This window comes from Taklimakanibacter deserti (assembly GCA_003574785.1).
In genome coordinates this window covers 32,119-48,960 of record QORU01000008.1, presented here as the reverse complement: position 1 = coordinate 48,960, position 16,842 = coordinate 32,119, and the positions used below count along the sequence as shown (strand labels likewise).

At 62.9% G+C, this 16,842-nt stretch carries 15 protein-coding genes; 5 read left to right on the top strand and 10 right to left on the bottom strand.

Annotation, left to right across the window (positions count from 1 at the left end; all coding sequences use genetic code 11):
- Nucleotides 1–2: 2 nt before the first annotated feature.
- Genes DS839_RS17560 through DS839_RS17550 form a run of 3 tightly spaced genes read right to left on the bottom strand, consistent with a single transcriptional unit; the run spans nucleotide 3 to nucleotide 4,106 of the window.
- Entirely contained in the window at nucleotides 3–2,246 is a 2,244-nt protein-coding gene (locus DS839_RS17560) for a hybrid sensor histidine kinase/response regulator (protein WP_119271758.1), read from the bottom strand.
- Nucleotides 2,243–3,406 carry a nitric oxide-sensing protein NosP gene (gene nosP / locus DS839_RS17555; RefSeq protein ID WP_119271757.1) on the bottom strand — a complete coding sequence of 388 codons (1,164 nt, stop codon included), beginning with the start codon at nucleotides 3,404–3,406 and terminating at the stop codon, nucleotides 2,243–2,245. The genes DS839_RS17560 and nosP overlap by 4 nt, the downstream gene beginning before the upstream one ends.
- Nucleotides 3,396–4,106, bottom strand: a complete 711-nt coding sequence (locus DS839_RS17550; RefSeq protein ID WP_119271756.1) for a response regulator — start codon at nucleotides 4,104–4,106, stop codon at nucleotides 3,396–3,398. Before DS839_RS17550 ends, nosP begins: the two co-directional genes overlap by 11 nt.
- Before the next feature lie 359 nt (nucleotides 4,107–4,465).
- Between DS839_RS17550 and DS839_RS17545 the strand changes: the two genes are divergently transcribed.
- A complete protein-coding gene (locus tag DS839_RS17545; RefSeq protein WP_119271755.1) occupies nucleotides 4,466–4,891 on the top strand; it encodes a TadE/TadG family type IV pilus assembly protein in 426 nt (141 codons plus the stop codon).
- Nucleotides 4,892–6,562 (top strand): TadG family pilus assembly protein, encoded by a 1,671-nt coding sequence (locus tag DS839_RS17540; RefSeq protein WP_119271754.1) that lies wholly within the window; start codon nucleotides 4,892–4,894, stop codon nucleotides 6,560–6,562. It abuts the gene before it with no gap.
- A 17-nt stretch (nucleotides 6,563–6,579) separates the two neighbouring features.
- Here the strand turns inward: DS839_RS17540 and DS839_RS17535 are convergent, their stop codons facing one another.
- The 5 genes from DS839_RS17535 to DS839_RS17515 form a co-directional block, all read right to left on the bottom strand.
- On the bottom strand, nucleotides 6,580–7,404 hold the full coding sequence (locus DS839_RS17535; protein ID WP_119271753.1) for an IclR family transcriptional regulator: 825 nt from the start codon (nucleotides 7,402–7,404) through the stop codon (nucleotides 6,580–6,582).
- 228 nt (nucleotides 7,405–7,632) lie between these two features.
- Nucleotides 7,633–8,433, bottom strand: coding sequence for an ABC transporter permease (locus tag DS839_RS17530; protein WP_119271752.1), 801 nt, complete (start codon nucleotides 8,431–8,433; stop codon nucleotides 7,633–7,635).
- Between the two features lie 3 nt (nucleotides 8,434–8,436).
- Complete coding sequence (locus tag DS839_RS17525) at nucleotides 8,437–9,306, bottom strand: ABC transporter permease (RefSeq protein ID WP_119271751.1); 870 nt, start codon at nucleotides 9,304–9,306, stop codon at nucleotides 8,437–8,439.
- An 82-nt stretch (nucleotides 9,307–9,388) separates the two neighbouring features.
- A complete protein-coding gene (locus DS839_RS17520; protein WP_119271750.1) occupies nucleotides 9,389–10,537 on the bottom strand; it encodes an ABC transporter substrate-binding protein in 1,149 nt (382 codons plus the stop codon).
- A gap of 33 nt (nucleotides 10,538–10,570) precedes the next feature.
- Nucleotides 10,571–11,695: an ABC transporter ATP-binding protein gene (locus DS839_RS17515; protein ID WP_119271749.1), complete on the bottom strand. Its 1,125-nt coding sequence runs from the start codon at nucleotides 11,693–11,695 to the stop codon at nucleotides 10,571–10,573.
- Nucleotides 11,696–11,955: 260 nt separating this feature from the next.
- On the opposite strand from DS839_RS17515, the gene DS839_RS17510 reads away from it, so the two are divergent.
- On the top strand, nucleotides 11,956–12,795 hold the full coding sequence (locus tag DS839_RS17510) for a helix-turn-helix transcriptional regulator (protein WP_119271748.1): 840 nt from the start codon (nucleotides 11,956–11,958) through the stop codon (nucleotides 12,793–12,795).
- Between the two features lie 58 nt (nucleotides 12,796–12,853).
- The gene (locus DS839_RS17505) at nucleotides 12,854–14,428 is read left to right on the top strand and encodes a trimethylamine methyltransferase family protein (protein ID WP_119271747.1); all 1,575 of its coding nucleotides are present in this window, start codon (nucleotides 12,854–12,856) and stop codon (nucleotides 14,426–14,428) included.
- A 53-nt stretch (nucleotides 14,429–14,481) separates the two neighbouring features.
- On the opposite strand, the gene DS839_RS17500 is transcribed toward DS839_RS17505, so the two are convergent.
- Together DS839_RS17500 and DS839_RS17495 are read right to left on the bottom strand one after the other, a co-directional pair.
- Nucleotides 14,482–14,763 carry a hypothetical protein gene (locus DS839_RS17500; RefSeq protein WP_119271746.1) on the bottom strand — a complete coding sequence of 94 codons (282 nt, stop codon included), beginning with the start codon at nucleotides 14,761–14,763 and terminating at the stop codon, nucleotides 14,482–14,484.
- 137 nt (nucleotides 14,764–14,900) lie between these two features.
- On the bottom strand, nucleotides 14,901–15,725 hold the full coding sequence (locus tag DS839_RS17495; RefSeq protein ID WP_368911702.1) for a nucleotidyltransferase domain-containing protein: 825 nt from the start codon (nucleotides 15,723–15,725) through the stop codon (nucleotides 14,901–14,903).
- A gap of 35 nt (nucleotides 15,726–15,760) precedes the next feature.
- On the opposite strand from DS839_RS17495, the gene DS839_RS17490 reads away from it, so the two are divergent.
- Entirely contained in the window at nucleotides 15,761–16,708 is a 948-nt protein-coding gene (locus DS839_RS17490; RefSeq protein ID WP_119271745.1) for a glycine/sarcosine/betaine reductase selenoprotein B family protein, read from the top strand.
- Nucleotides 16,709–16,842: the final 134 nt, after the last annotated feature.

Below are 16,842 nucleotides of genomic sequence, written 5' to 3'. Positions count from 1 at the left end.
GCCTATGGCGCAATCACCTTGTGGATGAGCGCGAAGAGCTCACCCGTCTTGATCGGCTTGCGCAAATAGGCGATCCCGTAGCGCCTGACCTCGGCCTGCACCTTGGTGGTGTAGTCGGCGGTGACGGCAATGGCCGGGATGGCATGGCCGACAGCGCTGCGCAGCGCCGCGATGGCCTCGGTGCCGGTTCCCTGATCGAGATGATAGTCGGCGATGATCAGATCGGGCGTCTTCTCCAGGCTCTGCAAGGTCTCGAGCGCCTCGCCAACCGACACCGCCGGGATGGCGCGCATGCCGCGCTCCTGCAGAAGCTCCATCATGCCTTCGAGAATGACGAGATCGTTCTCGATGACGATGGCGGTGAAGCTCGCGAGATCGACCGGCAGGCGCTCGACCTCGGCCTGCCGCTTCACCTCACGCTCGGGGCTCGCACAGAGCGGCACCTCGATGGCGAAGCGCGATCCCTTGCCGAGGCGCGATCTGATCTCGATCCGGTGGTCGAGAAGCCGCGCAATGCGCCTGACGATGGCAAGGCCGAGCCCCGCCCCCTTGGGCGCGTCGGGCTGGTCCTGGCCCAGCCGGCGGAACTCCTCGAAGATGAAATCCCGCTTGTCCTCGGGAATGCCGGGCCCGGTGTCCCACACTTCGATGGAGATCGTCTGGCCGCGCCGGCGCGCGCCGACGAGCACGCCGCCCCGCGCGGTATAGCGGATGGCGTTGGAGATCAGGTTCTGCACGATCTGGCGCAGAAGTCTCGCATCGCTCAAGGCGAAGAGGTCCGAGGGCCGGCAGCGCAAGCTGAGCTGCTTCTGATCGGCGAGCGGCTGAAACTCGGCCGCGAGCGTCGACAATATCTCGGCGACCGACGCGGGCACGATATTGGCTTCGACGCTGCCGCTGTCATAGCGCGAGATGTCGAGCAGCGTGCCCAGCACCTCCTCGACCGACCCGAAAGCCTTGTCCACCTTGCCGGCGAAATGCTGCTGGCGCAGATCGAGCCCGGTGCCGTCGAGCAGGGACAGGAAGATCCGCGCCGCATTGAGCGGCTGCAGCACGTCATGGCTGGCGGCGGCGAGAAACCGGGTCTTGCTCTTGGTGAGCTCCTCGGCCTTGTCGCGCGCCTTGATCAGCTCGACCTCGATGGCGCGGCGCTCGATCACTTCGCGGGTGAGCTCGACGGTGCGCTCCTCGACCCTTTGCTCGAGCGTCTCCTTGGCGTCGCGCAAGGCATCGCTGGCGCGGCGCTCCTCGGTGACGTCGGCGAAGCTCACCACGATGCCGCCATCCGGCATGACCTTGCCGCTGACGCTGAGGATCGAGCCGTCGGTGCGGGTGAGCTCGACGGGATCGAGATCGGCCGCGGGACTGCGTATCCAGGCCGCGATCCGCTCCCTGCCCTTGCGGTCTTGGGCAAAGACGGACTTGCCGGCCCACTCCCACAGGCGCTCGAAACCCGCAAGCGGCGCCACCAGCCGCAAAGGCAGGCTCAAAAGATCGATAAAGCGATGATTCCAGGCCTTGAGCCGCATATCCTTCGAGAACATCGCGATGCCCTGCGGCAAATGGTCGAGGGTCGCCTGCAGGATCTGCGATTGCTCGTCGAGCTCGCGCTCGCGCCGCACCCTCTCGGCCCGGACGATGTCGGTGATGTCGGTCTGGAAGACGACGGTGGCGCCGGTATCGGTCTTCTTGTTGGAAACCTGGATCCAGCGGTCGCCGGACAGCTTCTGGATGAAGGCGGCGTTGGGCTTGCGGAACAGCTCGATGCGCGCCTTGCGCCAGGCATCGGTGCTACGGTGCTGATCGAGCACGAGATGGCGGCTCTGCGCGAATAGCTCGGCGATGCGCGGAAAGGACGTGCCCGGCAGAAGCTTCGCCTCGATATCGGGGAGAAGGGCGCGGAACGGCGTGTTACACATCACCAGTTCCTCGGCATCGTTGAACAGGGCGAAACCTTCGCTCACCGCCTCGATGGCCGAGGTCAGGTTCTGCTTCGCGGTCTCGGCATCATCGCGGGCGTCCTCGAGGCGCGCATAGGCGTCGGACAGATCTTCGAGCGTGCGCTTCAAGTCGCTGGTGCGGGCCGAGACCTGGCCCTCGAGCAGGATCGCCGTCTGGAACAGCGAGAAGCCGTTGACGGAGAAATCGGTCGAGCGCTCGACGCGGCCCATCAAGGCGCGGTTGATCTTCTCGAGCTTGCGCAGGCGCTCTTCGACGGGCTCGCCGGCATCACGCGGAAGGGTCATGACGCCCGCCTCTCTTCCGGCTTGCGTGTCGTGCGGCCGATGGCAACGCCGGTGAAGGTCTGGTTGACGTGCATCGAGCGGTATTGCTCGCCATAGGTGTTGAAGCCGACGACCCCATGGCGCTTCAGGACCTGCGAGACGATGAGGGTCTTCTGCTTCTGCTCGGCCTCGAGCCGGCGCAAGATGCAGTCGAAGCCGAGGATGAGCTCGACCGAGCCAAGCTCGGCGGCAACCCGGGTCAGGGCCTGATCGAGATTTTTCGCGATGTCGTCGCCGTCGGCGACGGTAAGGACGAGGCCTTCGTCGATGCCGCAATAGAAGCGCAGCGATCCGTCCTCCTCCACCTTCTGGATCGAGCGCACGTGATATTCGCCACCGACCCTGACCACAACCGGATAGGCGGCGAAGGTCATCGGATTGAGATCACGCTCGTCGAGGCCGACCATCTTGGCATAAGCGGGCGCTGCCTTCTCGGCATTGATCTCCATGACGAGGCGGCGCGCCGGGTCGGCTTCGGTGACCACCATCTTCTTGCCGGTGGGGCGGAAATGGTCGAGCTTGAACACGCTGAACGGATGGTTCGTCTCGATCAGGGCCAGCACCGCGGCATTGGTATGGAAAGCACCATGGGCGAAGACCCAGGTCACGCCGAAATCGAGGCCGTCGCCGGCCGAGCCGCCGAACAGCGGCACCGGATCGAGAAAGCGGCTGATCGAGGATACGACCACCTCTTCCTGCCGGCTCATGCCGTCAATGAGCAGCATGCCGAACACCTGGCCCGGGACGGAGCGCGCCGTCAGCGGTCCCAAGCCCAGATCGCCGAGGAGCTCCTGCACCACCGTGCTTCCCGCCTCCATGCGGAAACGGTCGAGATCGGAGACCAGCCGGATGCTCGCCCGGTAGTCGGCGCGGCCGAAGCTGACGCCCGTGAGGGTGTTCTCGCGATAGCCTTCGGAGGTGATCTCGCCGGCGGTGGTGCAGCCGATGACCTCGATGCCGGGCATAGAATCGCGAATGGCCTTGGCCAGGGCCTCGCGGTCATAGATCGGCGAGGCGAAGAAGACGACCAGCGCCATGGCGGGCTGGTCGATCTGCGCCAGGAGCTGGCGCACCGCGTCCACCGGATCGATGGCGGCGGAGAACCCGCGCTTAGCCGGCATGGCGTCGCTCCTCCCCGGGGAAGCCGTCCTGATCATCGACGATCAGGCCCTGGAGCTTGAGCTTCTGCATGATGAGCACCGCCTGGGTGCGGTTATGGATGGAGAGCTTCTTGAAGATCGAGGTGATGTGGGCCTTCACCGTGGTCTCGACGATGTCGAGCTCGTAAGCGATCTGCTTGTTGAGCTTGCCTTCGCAGATGAGACCCAAAACCTTGTATTGCTGCGGCGTCAGTTCCCGCAGATGGGCGAGGATCTCGAGCTCCCGGCCCTGGGGCGCGATCGTGCCGGCGGGCTCGGCCGGGCGTGCGATTTCGGGGAAATGGGCTTCGCCCGCGAGCAGGCGGCGCACCGCGGCGATGATGTTCTCGCGCTTCTCGCTCTTGTTGATGAAACCCGAAGCGCCCAGGTCACGGATCTGGCGGACGATCTCCTCGCCCGACATCGATGATATGACGCAGAGCGGAATACGCGGATGGGCGGCGCGCAGGCTGACGACGCCCTCGAAACCGGCGCTGTCGGGCATCTTGAGGTCGAGGAGGATGAGGTCCGGCCGCGTACCTTCGGCAAGACTGCGCCTTGCGCCCTCGATCGATCCCGCCGTTTCGACCAGGGCTCCCGGAAAGGCCACATGCAGAGCTGTTTCCAAGGCCTCCAGGAAGAGCGGGTGGTCGTCGACAATCAGGAACCGCTGGGGTTGCATGACGCCAGTTTGCACGCCACGAGGCGGTGCACAAGCCGACAAACGGCGAGGATGATTTTCGGAACTATCGTAAATAATCCGATACCGGCTAGTCCCCGAGACATCGGCGTGCTTTCACCTGTGCGGAAACGGCTCCGCAATATTCACGCTTTACTCAACCTTATCGGGAAGTTCCAAGTATTCGGGAGGAAAACCCCTGCCCAATACAATCTTTGGCTGCCGGTCAACTACAATCCTCCCGGATTATTTCAAGTTTTCACGGTATTTAAGAAAGGTTATCCAAGTTTCACTTCGCGTTCGTTAGCGGATGGCAATTACCTTGCGTGACCATCAGTGGTGTGGATGGGACCTCCGTTTAAATGGCCTGGCTTGGTAAGATAAGAAAAGACACGCGCGGCGTCGCGGCAATCGAATTCGCGCTGGTCGCGCCGGTCTTCTTCCTCCTCCTGCTCGGCATCGCCGCCTATGGCATCTATTTCAGCGCGATCAGCAGCCTGCAGGAGCTGACCGCCGATGCGGCGAGAGCCTCGGTCGCCGGCGTTTCGGACACCGAGCGGCAGACGATCGTCTCGAGCTATGTCGCCCAATCCAGCCCGAACTACCAGCTGCTCAGCCGTCATCCGATCACCGTGACCGCCACTCCCTATCCCGGTGATCCTACGCGCTACACCGTCACGCTGCGGACAGACATTTCCAACCTGCCGCTCCAGGGCACGACCGGCCTCTTCCCCATGCCGTCGGCCATCATCCAGAGGACGGCCGTCGTCCGCATCGGAGGCTATTGAATGATCTTACCGCGTAAACTCAGATCGCTCTCGCGGTCAGAGCACGGCTCAGTCGCGGTCATTTCCGCCCTGGTGATGGTCGTGATGATCGGCTTCGCAGCCATCGCCGTCGATGTCGGCTCCATCCACTTTGACGGCCGCCGCCTGCAAGGAGCGACCGATCTCGCCGCACTCGCCGCGGCCAGCAACACGGCCAATGCCACCCAGGCGGCGCGCTCCACCTTCACCGACAATGGCGGCTGGACGCTCAACGCCATGACGGTCGAGATGGGCCATTACGACCCCGATCCGGCGAAGACCCTGGCTCAGCGTTTCGTCGTCAATGGCCAGCCCATCAATGCCGCGCGCGTGCAGGCAAAAGCACCCTCGCCCATTTATTTCGCGCGCATCTTCCGCAGCCAGAACGTCGAAGTCGCTGCTTCCGCCATCGCCAGCCGGCCGGCGGAAGCCGCTTTCTCGATCGGATCGCGGCTGCTGTCGCTCGAGGGCGGCGTCATCAATGCGATACTGGGCCAGATGCTGGGCAGCGAGGTCGAATTGCAAGTCATGGACTATCGTTCGCTCGCCGAGGCCGACATCGATCTCCTCAAATTCCTCGACGAACTGGCCGTCGAGGCCGATATCGAGGCCGGCACCTACCAGCAGGTCCTCGATGCGGACGTCACCGCCGGCAATATCCTGACCGCCATGGCGAGCACGGCGCGCTCGGAAAGCGAGTTCGACGCCGCCACGGCGTTGCAGGACCTCGCGGAAGCCATCTCCAGCTCGACGCCTGTCGACTTGAGCCGCATGCTCGACATCGGCAAGGCGGCCAACGCCCAGATCGGCACGTCGACGCAATATGGCCTCGCTGCCGCGGTGAACGCTTTGCAAATGGTCAATGCGCTGGCGCTCGTTTCCGACGGCGATCATCAGGTCGATGTCAATCTCGGCGCCACCATACCGGGGCTCACCAAGACCGAGCTCAGCCTGGTGATCGGCGAGCCGCCGCAAGGCACGTCCTGGATCACGGTCGGCGAACAGGGCGCCTTCGTGCGCACCGCCCAGACCCGGCTCAAGATCCTGGCCGAGGTCGGCGGCACGGGCCTTCTCGCCGGCGTCTCGATCAAGCTGCCGATCTTCATCGACGTGGCCTATGCCGAAGGAAGGCTTTCCCAGATCACTTGCGGCCTCACCCCCGCCAATAACTCGGTCACCGTCGCGACGCGTCCCGGCATCCTCAATGCCTGGATCGGCGAGGTCACGAATTTCACCGCCGTCCATGACACGCCGCAGGTCAACCCCGCCAACATGGTCAACGCCCTCAACCTCGTTCGCATCAGCGGCAGCGCCCATGTCGAGGTCGGCAATATGACCGAGGAAAACCTCGTGTTCAGCGCTTCCGATATCTCCAATCACACCTATAAGACGGCGGTGACGCAGACCTATACCCAGTCGCTCGTGACATCGCTGGTCGACAATCTCGATCTCAGCGCCGAAGTGCTCACGCTCGACCTGCTCGGCTTGCTCAGCGGCCAATTCAAGGCGCTGGTGCGCACATTGATCGCGCCGGTGACCCCGGTGCTCGACAAGATCGTCTACACCGCCTTGACGACGCTTGGCATCAGGCTCGGCGAGGCCGACGTCACCGTGCATGGCGTGCGCTGCAAGACCGCCGTCGTGGTCCAGTGAGCCTCGCGCTGCCCGCTTCAGCGGGTGGCAGCCGACATGTTCTTGCAGAAGGTCCTGAGGTGGGCGGCTGCGGCGAGACGCTGCTGGGGATCGCGGGCGGTGCGCGCGACGATCGTCACGGCAGCACAGATCTCGTCGTCCCAATTGATCACCGGCGCTGCGAGACCGACATAATGCGGCACGAAAGTGCCGACCGCCATGGCATAGCCCTGCTCACGCACCTTGCGGGTGATCTCCGCGACGTCGACATCGATCGGATTCTCGAGCTCGCTTTCCTTCTGGATCTCGGCCGCGACCAGGGAATGCGTCATGCGCTCCGGCAGATGGCTCAGAAAGACATTGCCGGTCGCCGAGCGCAAGAGCGGAAACACCGAGCCCAGCACATCGGGCGAGATCAGGGAGCTCGGCGTGCGCTGCCAGCGCACCGCGATCGGTCCCTCATGAGTCCATATCGCGATATGGGCCGGCATCTGCAACTGGTCCACGAGATCTTCGAGATGATCGCTGACGCGGTTGACGACATCGATGCGGCGAATGGCGGAGGCGCCAAGACGCAAGGCGAACATGCCGAGATCGTATTTGCCCGATCGCCGCTGCTGCGCCACCAGGCCGCCCGCCACCAGGCTGTGCAGATAGCGATGCGCCTTGCTGGGCGCCATGGCGCAAGCGGCGCCGATTTCCTTGAGCGACATGGGGCCCTTGGCCTGCGCCAGGGCCCGCAGCACCGTCATGCCGATATCGACTGATTGGATGCCGCCGTGATTCCGGCCGGGCGCCGATGCGACATCGTTGAGATCACCCACTGCCGCGGCAGCGGAAATTTCAGGGTCATGCTGGTTCATGGTCCGTCCCAACCACTTCCAAACCTCACCCCCGTGAAGTCCCGTGCACTATACAGGATTCTACGGAAGGCGGCTTAACAAGATATGTAGTTATTTCACCCCTCCGGTATTTCGGGGAGAAAGTCGCCGCAATTTCCAACCATCATCTCTTTGAATACTAATGAAAAAAGACCCCCATAAAAGTCAAATTGTATGTTTCAGCGCCGATACGTGCGCGCGGGCTGTTCCCTATTTGGAACTCGTCCTGGTGCGCAGCAGGAACTGCGCCAGTATCAGGAGCGCCAGCGACGTCAGGAGCACCGCCGTGCCGATGGCGTTGATCTCGGGCGTGACGCCTCGCCTGATCGAGGAATACATATAGATCGGCAAGGTGGTGTTGGGCCCGGCGACGAAGAAGGTGATGATGAAGTCCTCGAAGGAGAAGGTGAAGGACAACAGAAGACCGGCCAGGATGGAGGGCATCAGCGCCGGCAGCACCACTTGCCGGAATGTGGCCAAGGGCGTCGCATAAAGATCCTCGGAGGCCTCGACCAGGCTCCGGTCCATGCCGGCAAGGCGCGCCCTGATGATGAGCACGACCACCGCCAGGTTGAACAGCACATGCGCCGCGATCACCGTCCACAGGCCCATCTGCAGCCGGGCGATGCCTATAGCCTCGAGCGCCGGATTGACGGTGTCGAACAAGGTGACGAAGGCGATCAGCGTCGCTATGCCGATCACCACGCCCGGCACCATGATGGCGATATAGATGAGAGCGTCGAAGAGCTGCCGAAGCCAGCCCGTCATGCGCTCGAGTCCCAAGGCGCAGAGCGTGCCGACCACGGTCGCGATGACGGATGTCGAGCCGGCGACGATCAAGCTCGAAACCAGGGACTTGATCAGGATCGGATTGCTGAAGGCCTTGCCGTACCATTCGATGGAAAAGCCCTGCCAGTCCATCGCATAGTGCCCGGCATTGAAGGAAAAGACGACGATGAGCGCGATCGGCGCGTAGAGGAAGACATAGATGAGGGCCGCATAGAGGCGCATGGGTTACACCAAGGCGGCGCGGCGCACGTCGCCGCGGTTCAGGACGAAGCGCATGTAAAGCGCGATGGTCACGAACATGATGGCGACCATGGCCGTCGAGACGGCAGCACCGAAGGGCCAGTTGCGCGATTGCAGGAAGAGATCGACCAGCGCATTGCCGATGAAGAACACTTTGCCGCCGCCTAAGAACTGCGGAAGGATGTATTCACCCATCAGCAGGATGAAGACCAGCATGGAGCCGGTGGCGACGCCGGGCAGCGACAGCGGCAATGTCACCTGCCAGAAGGTGCGGCGCGCATCGGCGCCGAGATCGGCGGACGCCTCGAGCAGCCGCTTGTCGAGCTTCTCGAGGCTGACATAGATCGGCAGGATCATCAGCGGCAGGAAGCCATAGACGGCGCCGATGAGCACGGCGGTCGGCGTGTTGAGGATGCGGACATCGGCGATCCCGATGAAGCTCAGCCAGCTCGGTATTCCCTTGGCCCCCAGGATCATGATCCAGGCATAGTAACGCAGCAGCTGGCTGGTCCAGAACGGCACGATCACCAGGACGAGCAGCAAGGTGCGCAGCCTCTCATTCGCCTTCACCGCCAGGAAGTAAGCCAGCGGATAGGCGAAGAGCGCGGTGAGCAAGGTGCCGAGAGGGGCGAGCGTCAGGGTGTTGAAGAAGACGCGGCCGCGCGCCGGGAGATTGGCATAGTTCTCGAGGGTGAAGGCCGGCGCATAGCCGCCGGCCTCGGCGCGGGCGCCGAAGGAATAGATGATGACGACGACGAGCGGCAGGATCAGCAGGAAGAAAAAGAACAGGCCGGCCGGCGCCACCAGCAATGCGGTGACGGCCTTCGATCGGGATGCGGGCGAGAGAGACGGCATAATCACTTGTGATGCGAAGCAGCCCTCTTACCCTCGCCCCGCGAAGGGGGAGGGTAAGAAGCATGCACTCCTCATCGACAGGTCATGCCGCCTTGAAGCGGGCCATGATCTCGGCGCGCAGCGGATTGGTCAGCGTCGCCGCGGCGCCGAATTCGAGATTGGTCAGGAGATCCTGGGCCGGATAGAGGATCGGGTTGTCCAGCATCTCCTTGGGCACCAGCTTGTTGGTGCGCGCATCGGTCGATGGATAGCCATGCGCCTGGACTTCCTTGGCGTTGATCTCGGGCGTCACCAGCCAGTCGATCAGCGCATAGGCCGCTTCCTTGTTCGGCGCGCCCTTGGGAATGGCGAAATAATCCGTCCAGATCTCGCCGCCTTCCTTGCCGATCACATATTCCATCTCTGGCAGGTCGCGGTGCAGCTGCGTCGCATCACCGGTCCAGCATACCGACATCCAGGCATCGCCATTGCGCATCGAGGGCTGGTAGTCTGAATTGATGGCGAAGAGATGCGGCTTCGCCTCGAGCATCAGCTTCTCGGCCTGGGCGAGCTCCTTCTCGTCATTCGAATTGAATGAATAGCCGAAATATTTGAGCGCGTTGCCGATGGTGGTGAGCTGATAATCATGCACCATCACGCGGCCGGTGAGCGGCCCCTTCGTCAGCTCCCAGAACTCCTTCCAGCTCGTGGGCTTCTGCGTCACGTTCTTGGTGTTGATGACGAAGCCCGTAGTGCCCCAATCCTTCGGCACCGCATAGACCGTGCCGTCGATCGTGCCTTCCGAGGTGAAGCGCTGATCCTGAGAGGCCGCGTCGTAATTGGGCAGAAGCTTGAGATCGAGCGGCTCGATGAGGTCTAGGCTCTTATAGGTGCTGATCGTATAGTTGGTCGGCACGAAGACGTCCCAGCCGGTCGAGCCCGCCTGCAGCTTGGCCAGCATCTCCTCATTCGAGCCGAACACGTTCATATTGACGGTGACGCCGGTCTTTTTGGCGAATTCGTCGAGATTTGCCTGATTGTGATAGTTGGGCCAGGTGGTAAGGTTGACGGTGCCCGAGAGCGCGGCATAGGCCTTGCGCGGCCTCAAGCCCGGAACTGCCTGGCTCAATACGGCCGTGGCGACGCCGAGGCCGGTCACGCCCAGAAAATGCCGGCGGGTGACCGAGCCCTTCTGGTAGCGCCGCAATTCCTCCAGGAATTTCTGCGGCGTGATGCTGTCATTGTCCTTCATTGTTTCCTCCTGTTGTTTCCCTGGGCCGTTAATTCATTCTTTGCTCAGTATAAGGGCGGCATCGGGTGGCCAGCCGACCGCCACCTTGTCGCCGATCTCGAAAGCGGTCGGCGCATTGCCCTGGCGCGGGCTCCTGACCATGAACTCGCCCAGCCGGTCATGCACCACGAGATATTCGGTCTGCTCGCCGAGAAAGATGCGGTTGAGCACCTGCACCTCGGCGCGGAAGGCGACGCCGTTCGGAAGATCACCCGTCTTCGCAGCGAGCCGGATCTGCTCGGGGCGCACGCTCACCAGCACGCTCGCGCCCTCATCAGGCCGCGCGGTCGATTTCGAGGCGCGGCCCGAGGCCTTCAGGCCATCGACCAAAGTGACGTCGATCAGGCCCTCGCGCGCCCGGCCCGCAGTGCCGGAAAAGAAATTCGACTTGCCGACGAAATCCGCCACATAGCTGTTGACCGGCTCGTCATAGAGCTCGCGCGGCGTCCCGACCTGGACGAGGCGTCCATCCCTCATGATGCAGACGCGATCCGACATCGACAGCGCCTCCTCCTGGTCATGGGTCACCAGGAGAAACGTAATGCCGACATTGCGCTGCAGATTCTGCAATTCGATCTGCATGTCGTGCCTGAGCTTGCGGTCGAGCGCCGCCAGGGGCTCATCGAGGAGCAGCACTGCCGGCCGGTTGATCAGCGCGCGCGCCAGAGCGACGCGCTGCTGCTGGCCGCCCGACAATTCCCATGTACGGCGCGCGCCATAGCCCGAAAGCCTGACCATCGCCAAAGCCTCGTCCACCGCCTTGGCGATCTCGTCTCGCGGCGGCTTCGGCGACCGCTGGCGCAGGCCGTAAGAAACATTGTCGGCAACATCGAGATGCGGGAACAGCGCATAATGCTGGAACACCATGTTGACCGGGCGCCTGTAGGCGGGAACGCCGGTGACATTGTCGCCGCGAATGAAGACCTGGCCCTCGCTCGGCTGCTCGAAGCCCGCCATCATGCGCAGGCATGTCGTCTTGCCGCATCCGGAAGGACCGAGCAGCGAGACGAAAGACCCTTTGGGCAGATCGAGATCGACCTTGTCGACGGCCAGGACCGCGCCGTAGCGCTTCGTCACGCCGCGAAAGGAAATATCGGGAATGGCGGTCTCAGCCCGCATTCTCACACTCGATGCGCCCGTGCCGGATGGGCGGACTCTAGAGCATCGGCCCGAAAAGTGCGTGCGGTTTTCGGACAAGCCGATGCGCAAAACCAAAAAGACAGAGCGCTTCGGCTGACCACGATAAGGGCGTCGTGCGTTAACTTTCGCGGTGGGGACAAGCGGATTGGCATCGAGCCCTGGTGTTATATCCCACAAACGGTAAAATGATCGCAGTAGAGAGCCTAACTGTATATATCCTAAATGGGATAGAGAGCCGGATGAAGCATCCCGCCGCGATCGGCGACAAAGCCTGGAACGACGCATTCGCCCTTGCGATCGAAGCCATCGGCACGGCGGATTTCGCCGCAGCACTCGTCGCGGCTCTGGGGCATGTGGCGCCTTTCGATTATTCGGTGATCTTCGCCTATTGCGGCGGCGCCCGGCCCATCGATCTCTTCGACAACTTCCCGGCCGGCAAGCGGCGGGTCTTCGTCGATGATTATCAGGACGGCCCCTATCTGCTCGATCCCCTCTTCATCGCCGATCCTCAGGCCTGGGGAGCGGGACCCCACCGCGTCGCCGACCTGGCGCCGGATCGGTTCCCGCAGAGCCAGTATTTCCAGTCCTATTATGTGCAGACCGGGCTCTCGGAAGAGATCGCCTTCTTCGTCCCCATCGGGGTCGAGACGCGCGTCGTCGTCTCGCTGATGCGCGATGCCGCCAAGCTGCCGCCCTTCGCGCTCAGGGAGCGCAAAAGGCTTGGCTTGGTGGCGCCGCTCGTTACCGCTTTGTCGGTGCAGCATTGGAGGGACATCGAAAGCCGGTTTTCCGGCCAGGGCCAGCCCCGTCCGGTCGAGGCGAGCGAGCAGATCCTGGCTTCGGCCTTCCATCGCTTCGGCGCAGGCAAGCTCACGGCCCGGGAAGCCGAGATCGTCGAATTGGTGCTCAAGGGCAATTCCTCGGACGCCATCGGCAAGCAGCTCGGCATTGCCACCGGCACGGTGCGCATCCACCGCAAGAACATCTATATGAAACTCGGCATCTCATCGCAGGGCGAGCTCTTCTCCCGTTTCGTCGCCTCGATCTCCAGCAATCTGGGGGCGGAGGGCGGGAACTGAACCAGTCCCGTCGCTTGAGCGCTTTTCCATCGCGCCAACGGGCATTAGGCTTGAGCCCATGGAAAACACCCGCCCCGCCATCGACACGCATGAATTGTCCAAGCAGGTCTCGGCCCATGGCCGCCGCGCCGGCGGCCGCGAGGGCCGGCGCACCTTGCGCGCCAAGGCGGTTCCGTCCTTCCCGGCCCTGACCCGCAACATCCCCGTCTATGAGATCGTGCCGGACGAGGCGGTCGAGCTCATCCACGAGGAGTCGCTCAAGATCCTGGAGGAGGTCGGCTGCGAGTTCCGCGACGCCCAGGCCATCGACCTGTGGAAGAAGGCCGGCGCCAAGGTCGACAACACCCGCGTCCATATCGACCGCGCGCTTCTGATGCAGCTCGTCGGCCAGATCCCGTCCGAATTCGTCCAGCATGCGCGCAATCCGGAGCGCTCGGTGACCATCGGCGGCAAGAATTCGGTGTTCGTGCCGATGTATGGCGCGCCCTATGTGCGCGATCTCGACAATCAGCGCCGCTACGGCTCGCTCGCCGATCTCAACAACTTCCACAAGCTCGCCTATATGTCGCCCACCCTCCATTCCTCGAGCTCGATCATCTGCGAGCCGATGGAGATTGCGGTGCCGAAGCGGCATCTGCACATCATCCATTCGGCGCTCAAATATTCCGACAAGCCGTTCATGGGCATCGTCACGGCGAAGGAACGGGCCGAGGACGTGATGAAGATGGCGGGCATCGTGTTCGGTGACGATTTCGTGCGCGACAACACCGTCGTCGTCTCGATCACCAACTGCAATTCGCCGCTTGTCTGGGATGCGACCATGCTCGATGCGCTGAAGGTCTATGCGGCGCATAACCAGCCCTGCATCCTCGCCCCCTTCGCGCTGTGCGGCGCCTCGACCTCGGCGTCGGCCGTGGGTGCCGTCGCGCAAGTCAACGCCGAGGCGCTGGCGGGCCTTGCCTTCACGCAACTGGTGCGGCCGGGAAGCCCGCAGATCTATGGTCAGTTCATGGTGACCGTCGACATGAAATCCGGAGCCCCCATGGGGGGCACGCCGGAGGCGGCGCAAATGATGTATCTGATGGGGGCGCTGGCGCGGAAATACAAACTGCCCTGGCGAACCTCGGGCTTCCATGTCGGCTCCAAGATCAATGATGCGCAAGCGGGCTATGAGGCGAACATGCTGATGCATGCGGCGATCCTGTCGGGCGCCAATTACATCTGGCACGTGGCGGGCTGGCTCGAGGCCGGCCTGTGCGCCGGCTATTCGAAATTCGTCACCGACACCGAGCAGCTCGCGGGCTGGTACAAATACGGCCAGGGCCTCGACTTCAGCGATTTCAAGGACGCCATGCAGGCGGTGCGCGAAGTGGGTCCGGCCGGCCATTTCCTCGGCACCCAGCATACGCTCGAGCATTTCGAGAGCGCCTTCTTCATGCCGAGCCTCATGGATTTCAACTCGTTCGAGCAATGGTCGGCGGAAGGGGCCAAGGATCACGATGAGCGGGGCCGCGACAAGGCCCGCGCCATGCTCGGCCAATATGAAGAGCCGAAGCTCGACGAGGCGGTGGACGAGGCGTTGCGCGATTTCATCGCCCGGCGCGAGCGCGAGCTACCCAACAGCGTGAACTAGCCATATATTTACGTGAGGGCATGCAGGTCCTCGCGGCCTATACCTTTACCCTTTCAATATCCTTTCGATACCCTTTCAAACCCTTTCGGCACCCTTTCAATATCCTTTGCCTCGAGCTTCGCTGACCCGCGCACCCCCTCGAATTCGGGCCAGCGCTTGCGCGCAAGGATATAGAGCGCGCTTGCCGCAGGCGCCAGGAAGCCCGCTTTGCGGCGCAGCAGCGAAACCTCCCGGCAACAGACGCCGAGCTCATGCAAGATCGTCAGGATGGTTTCGACGATGATGGCGAGGAACGCGGCGATGCGGTCGAGCGCTGCGCAAGGCGTGCTGGTCATATGATGGTTCCATTTTGGGGAGCGAATTACGAAAGCGATGCGCCATGAACTGCGGGCACACTTTCCAATTCTGATATTTTCCAAATCACCGTTTGGCCCACGATGTCAAGAGACAAAAAATCCTGGAAATCACAACATTACCTGTCGAAACGGCGGATCGTCGCCCGGAAGAAGGCTTCGACTTGCTGAAGCGATTGCGGCGATATCGGCCGTCGCATGTCGGCAAAGGCGTCGCGGGCGCGATCAAACTCGCCATCGATGAAAGCGAGGACGGGGGCAGGCAGCGGTTCCGATCCGAGCTCCCGCGTGAGCGCCTTGCGCGCCATCAGACCGGTGACGATCTCGACCACGTCCCCGGGCGCATCGCAACCTGCGAGCAACGTCGGAAAATGCATCGGCGCTACGGCTTCATCCGGATGAAGGCGCAGCCAGCGCAGCGCCGCCGCCGGCCGCAAGGCATAAAATATCTTCTTCTGCGGCACATTGCGGTCGTCGCCGAAATAGACCCGCCTTTGCCGTTGCCCCATATGCAGATAATGGCGCGCGATCATCTGCCGGTCGGTGACGGCCTGCGCGAGAGCAAGGAACTCATCACGGAAGCGAGGCTCGAGGCTGTAAGCGAGAGGCGACATCAACCACTCGATGATCACCGCATTGCCCTTGAGCAGCAGCTTCAAAGCCTTGGCGAGATCCCAGCCATTGACATCGAGCTCGCCATCCATCGGCGTCTCGATGACATCGCGGCGCTGCCACAGCGACAGGTAATGCTCGGCGCGGCGCACGAAGACGAAGCGGCAATCATAGTCGCTGTCGGGCGAGGGAAATCCCCAGGCGCGGCTGCCGCTTTCCACCGCCAGCGGGATCATCACCTGGTGGTCGCGGCGGATATCGGCGAGCCGCGCGTCGATCCGCGCGACGACGGCCGCGTCCATTCCCACATCGATCGTCCGTATCATCGCCATTTGCGCATCACCTCGCCCAATGGCAAGCTCCTATCATGACAAAGGCGGACAAGACAGACGGGCGCGGATATGGCTTCGCCGACCCTCTCGATGCGCCGATCCCCTATCTGCAAAGGATCCGCGATTACTATTCGGGGCTGGGCTATGGCGCGCCTTATGAGTGGGCGCATTACGCCGACGTGCCTTTCGCGCCGCCGCGAAAACCGTTGCGCGACTGCCGCATCGCCCTCATCACCACCGCCGCTCTTTATCAACCCGACAAAGGCGACCAGGGTCCTGGAGCGCCTTACAACGCAGCGGCGAAATTCTATTCGGTCTATTCCGGCGACATGGCGGGCGACCATGATCTGCGCATCTCGCATATCGCGATCGACCGCGCCCACACCACCGCCGAAGACCAGAACAGCTATTTCCCGCTGGCGGCGCTCAGGCGGGCGCAAGCGCGAGGACTGTTCGGCGCGCTCACCCGCCGCTTCCATGGCGCGCCCACCAATCGCAGCCATCGCGTGACGCTCGAGACCGATTGTCCGGAGCTGGTGCGGCGCTGCGTCGAAGATCAAACCGATGCCGCGATCCTGGTGCCCAATTGCCCGGTCTGCCATCAGTCGGTGAGCCTCGCGGCGCGCGCCCTCGAGATGCAAGGCATCGCCACGGTCGTCATGGGCTCGGCCAAGGACATCGTCGAATATGTCGGCGTGCCGCGCTTCGTCTTCTCCGACTTCCCGCTCGGCAATTCCGCCGGCCGGCCAAGGGATGAGGCATCGCAGGATTTCACGCTGGACCTGGCGCTCAAGCTTCTCGAGGCGGCGCCCGCGGCGCGCAGCACGGTGCAGTCGCCCTTGCGCTGGAGCGTCTCACCGGAATGGAAGCTCGACTACTCCAACATCGCACGGCTCTCGCCGGAAGAGATCGCGCGGCGGCGCGCCGCCTTCGATGCGCAAAAGACCATCGCCAAGCAGGTTCAGAAAACGGAGGTTTTGTAAAAAAATGGGCGGGGGCAGACGGGCGCAACCATTCACCTGTCCGCCCCCTGGTGCAAAGAGGGGGGAACCCACGAGCACCTGAAGTTTGCGCAATTGTCTTTTGAGGAGATGGGAGGAACCCCAATCGAGCACAT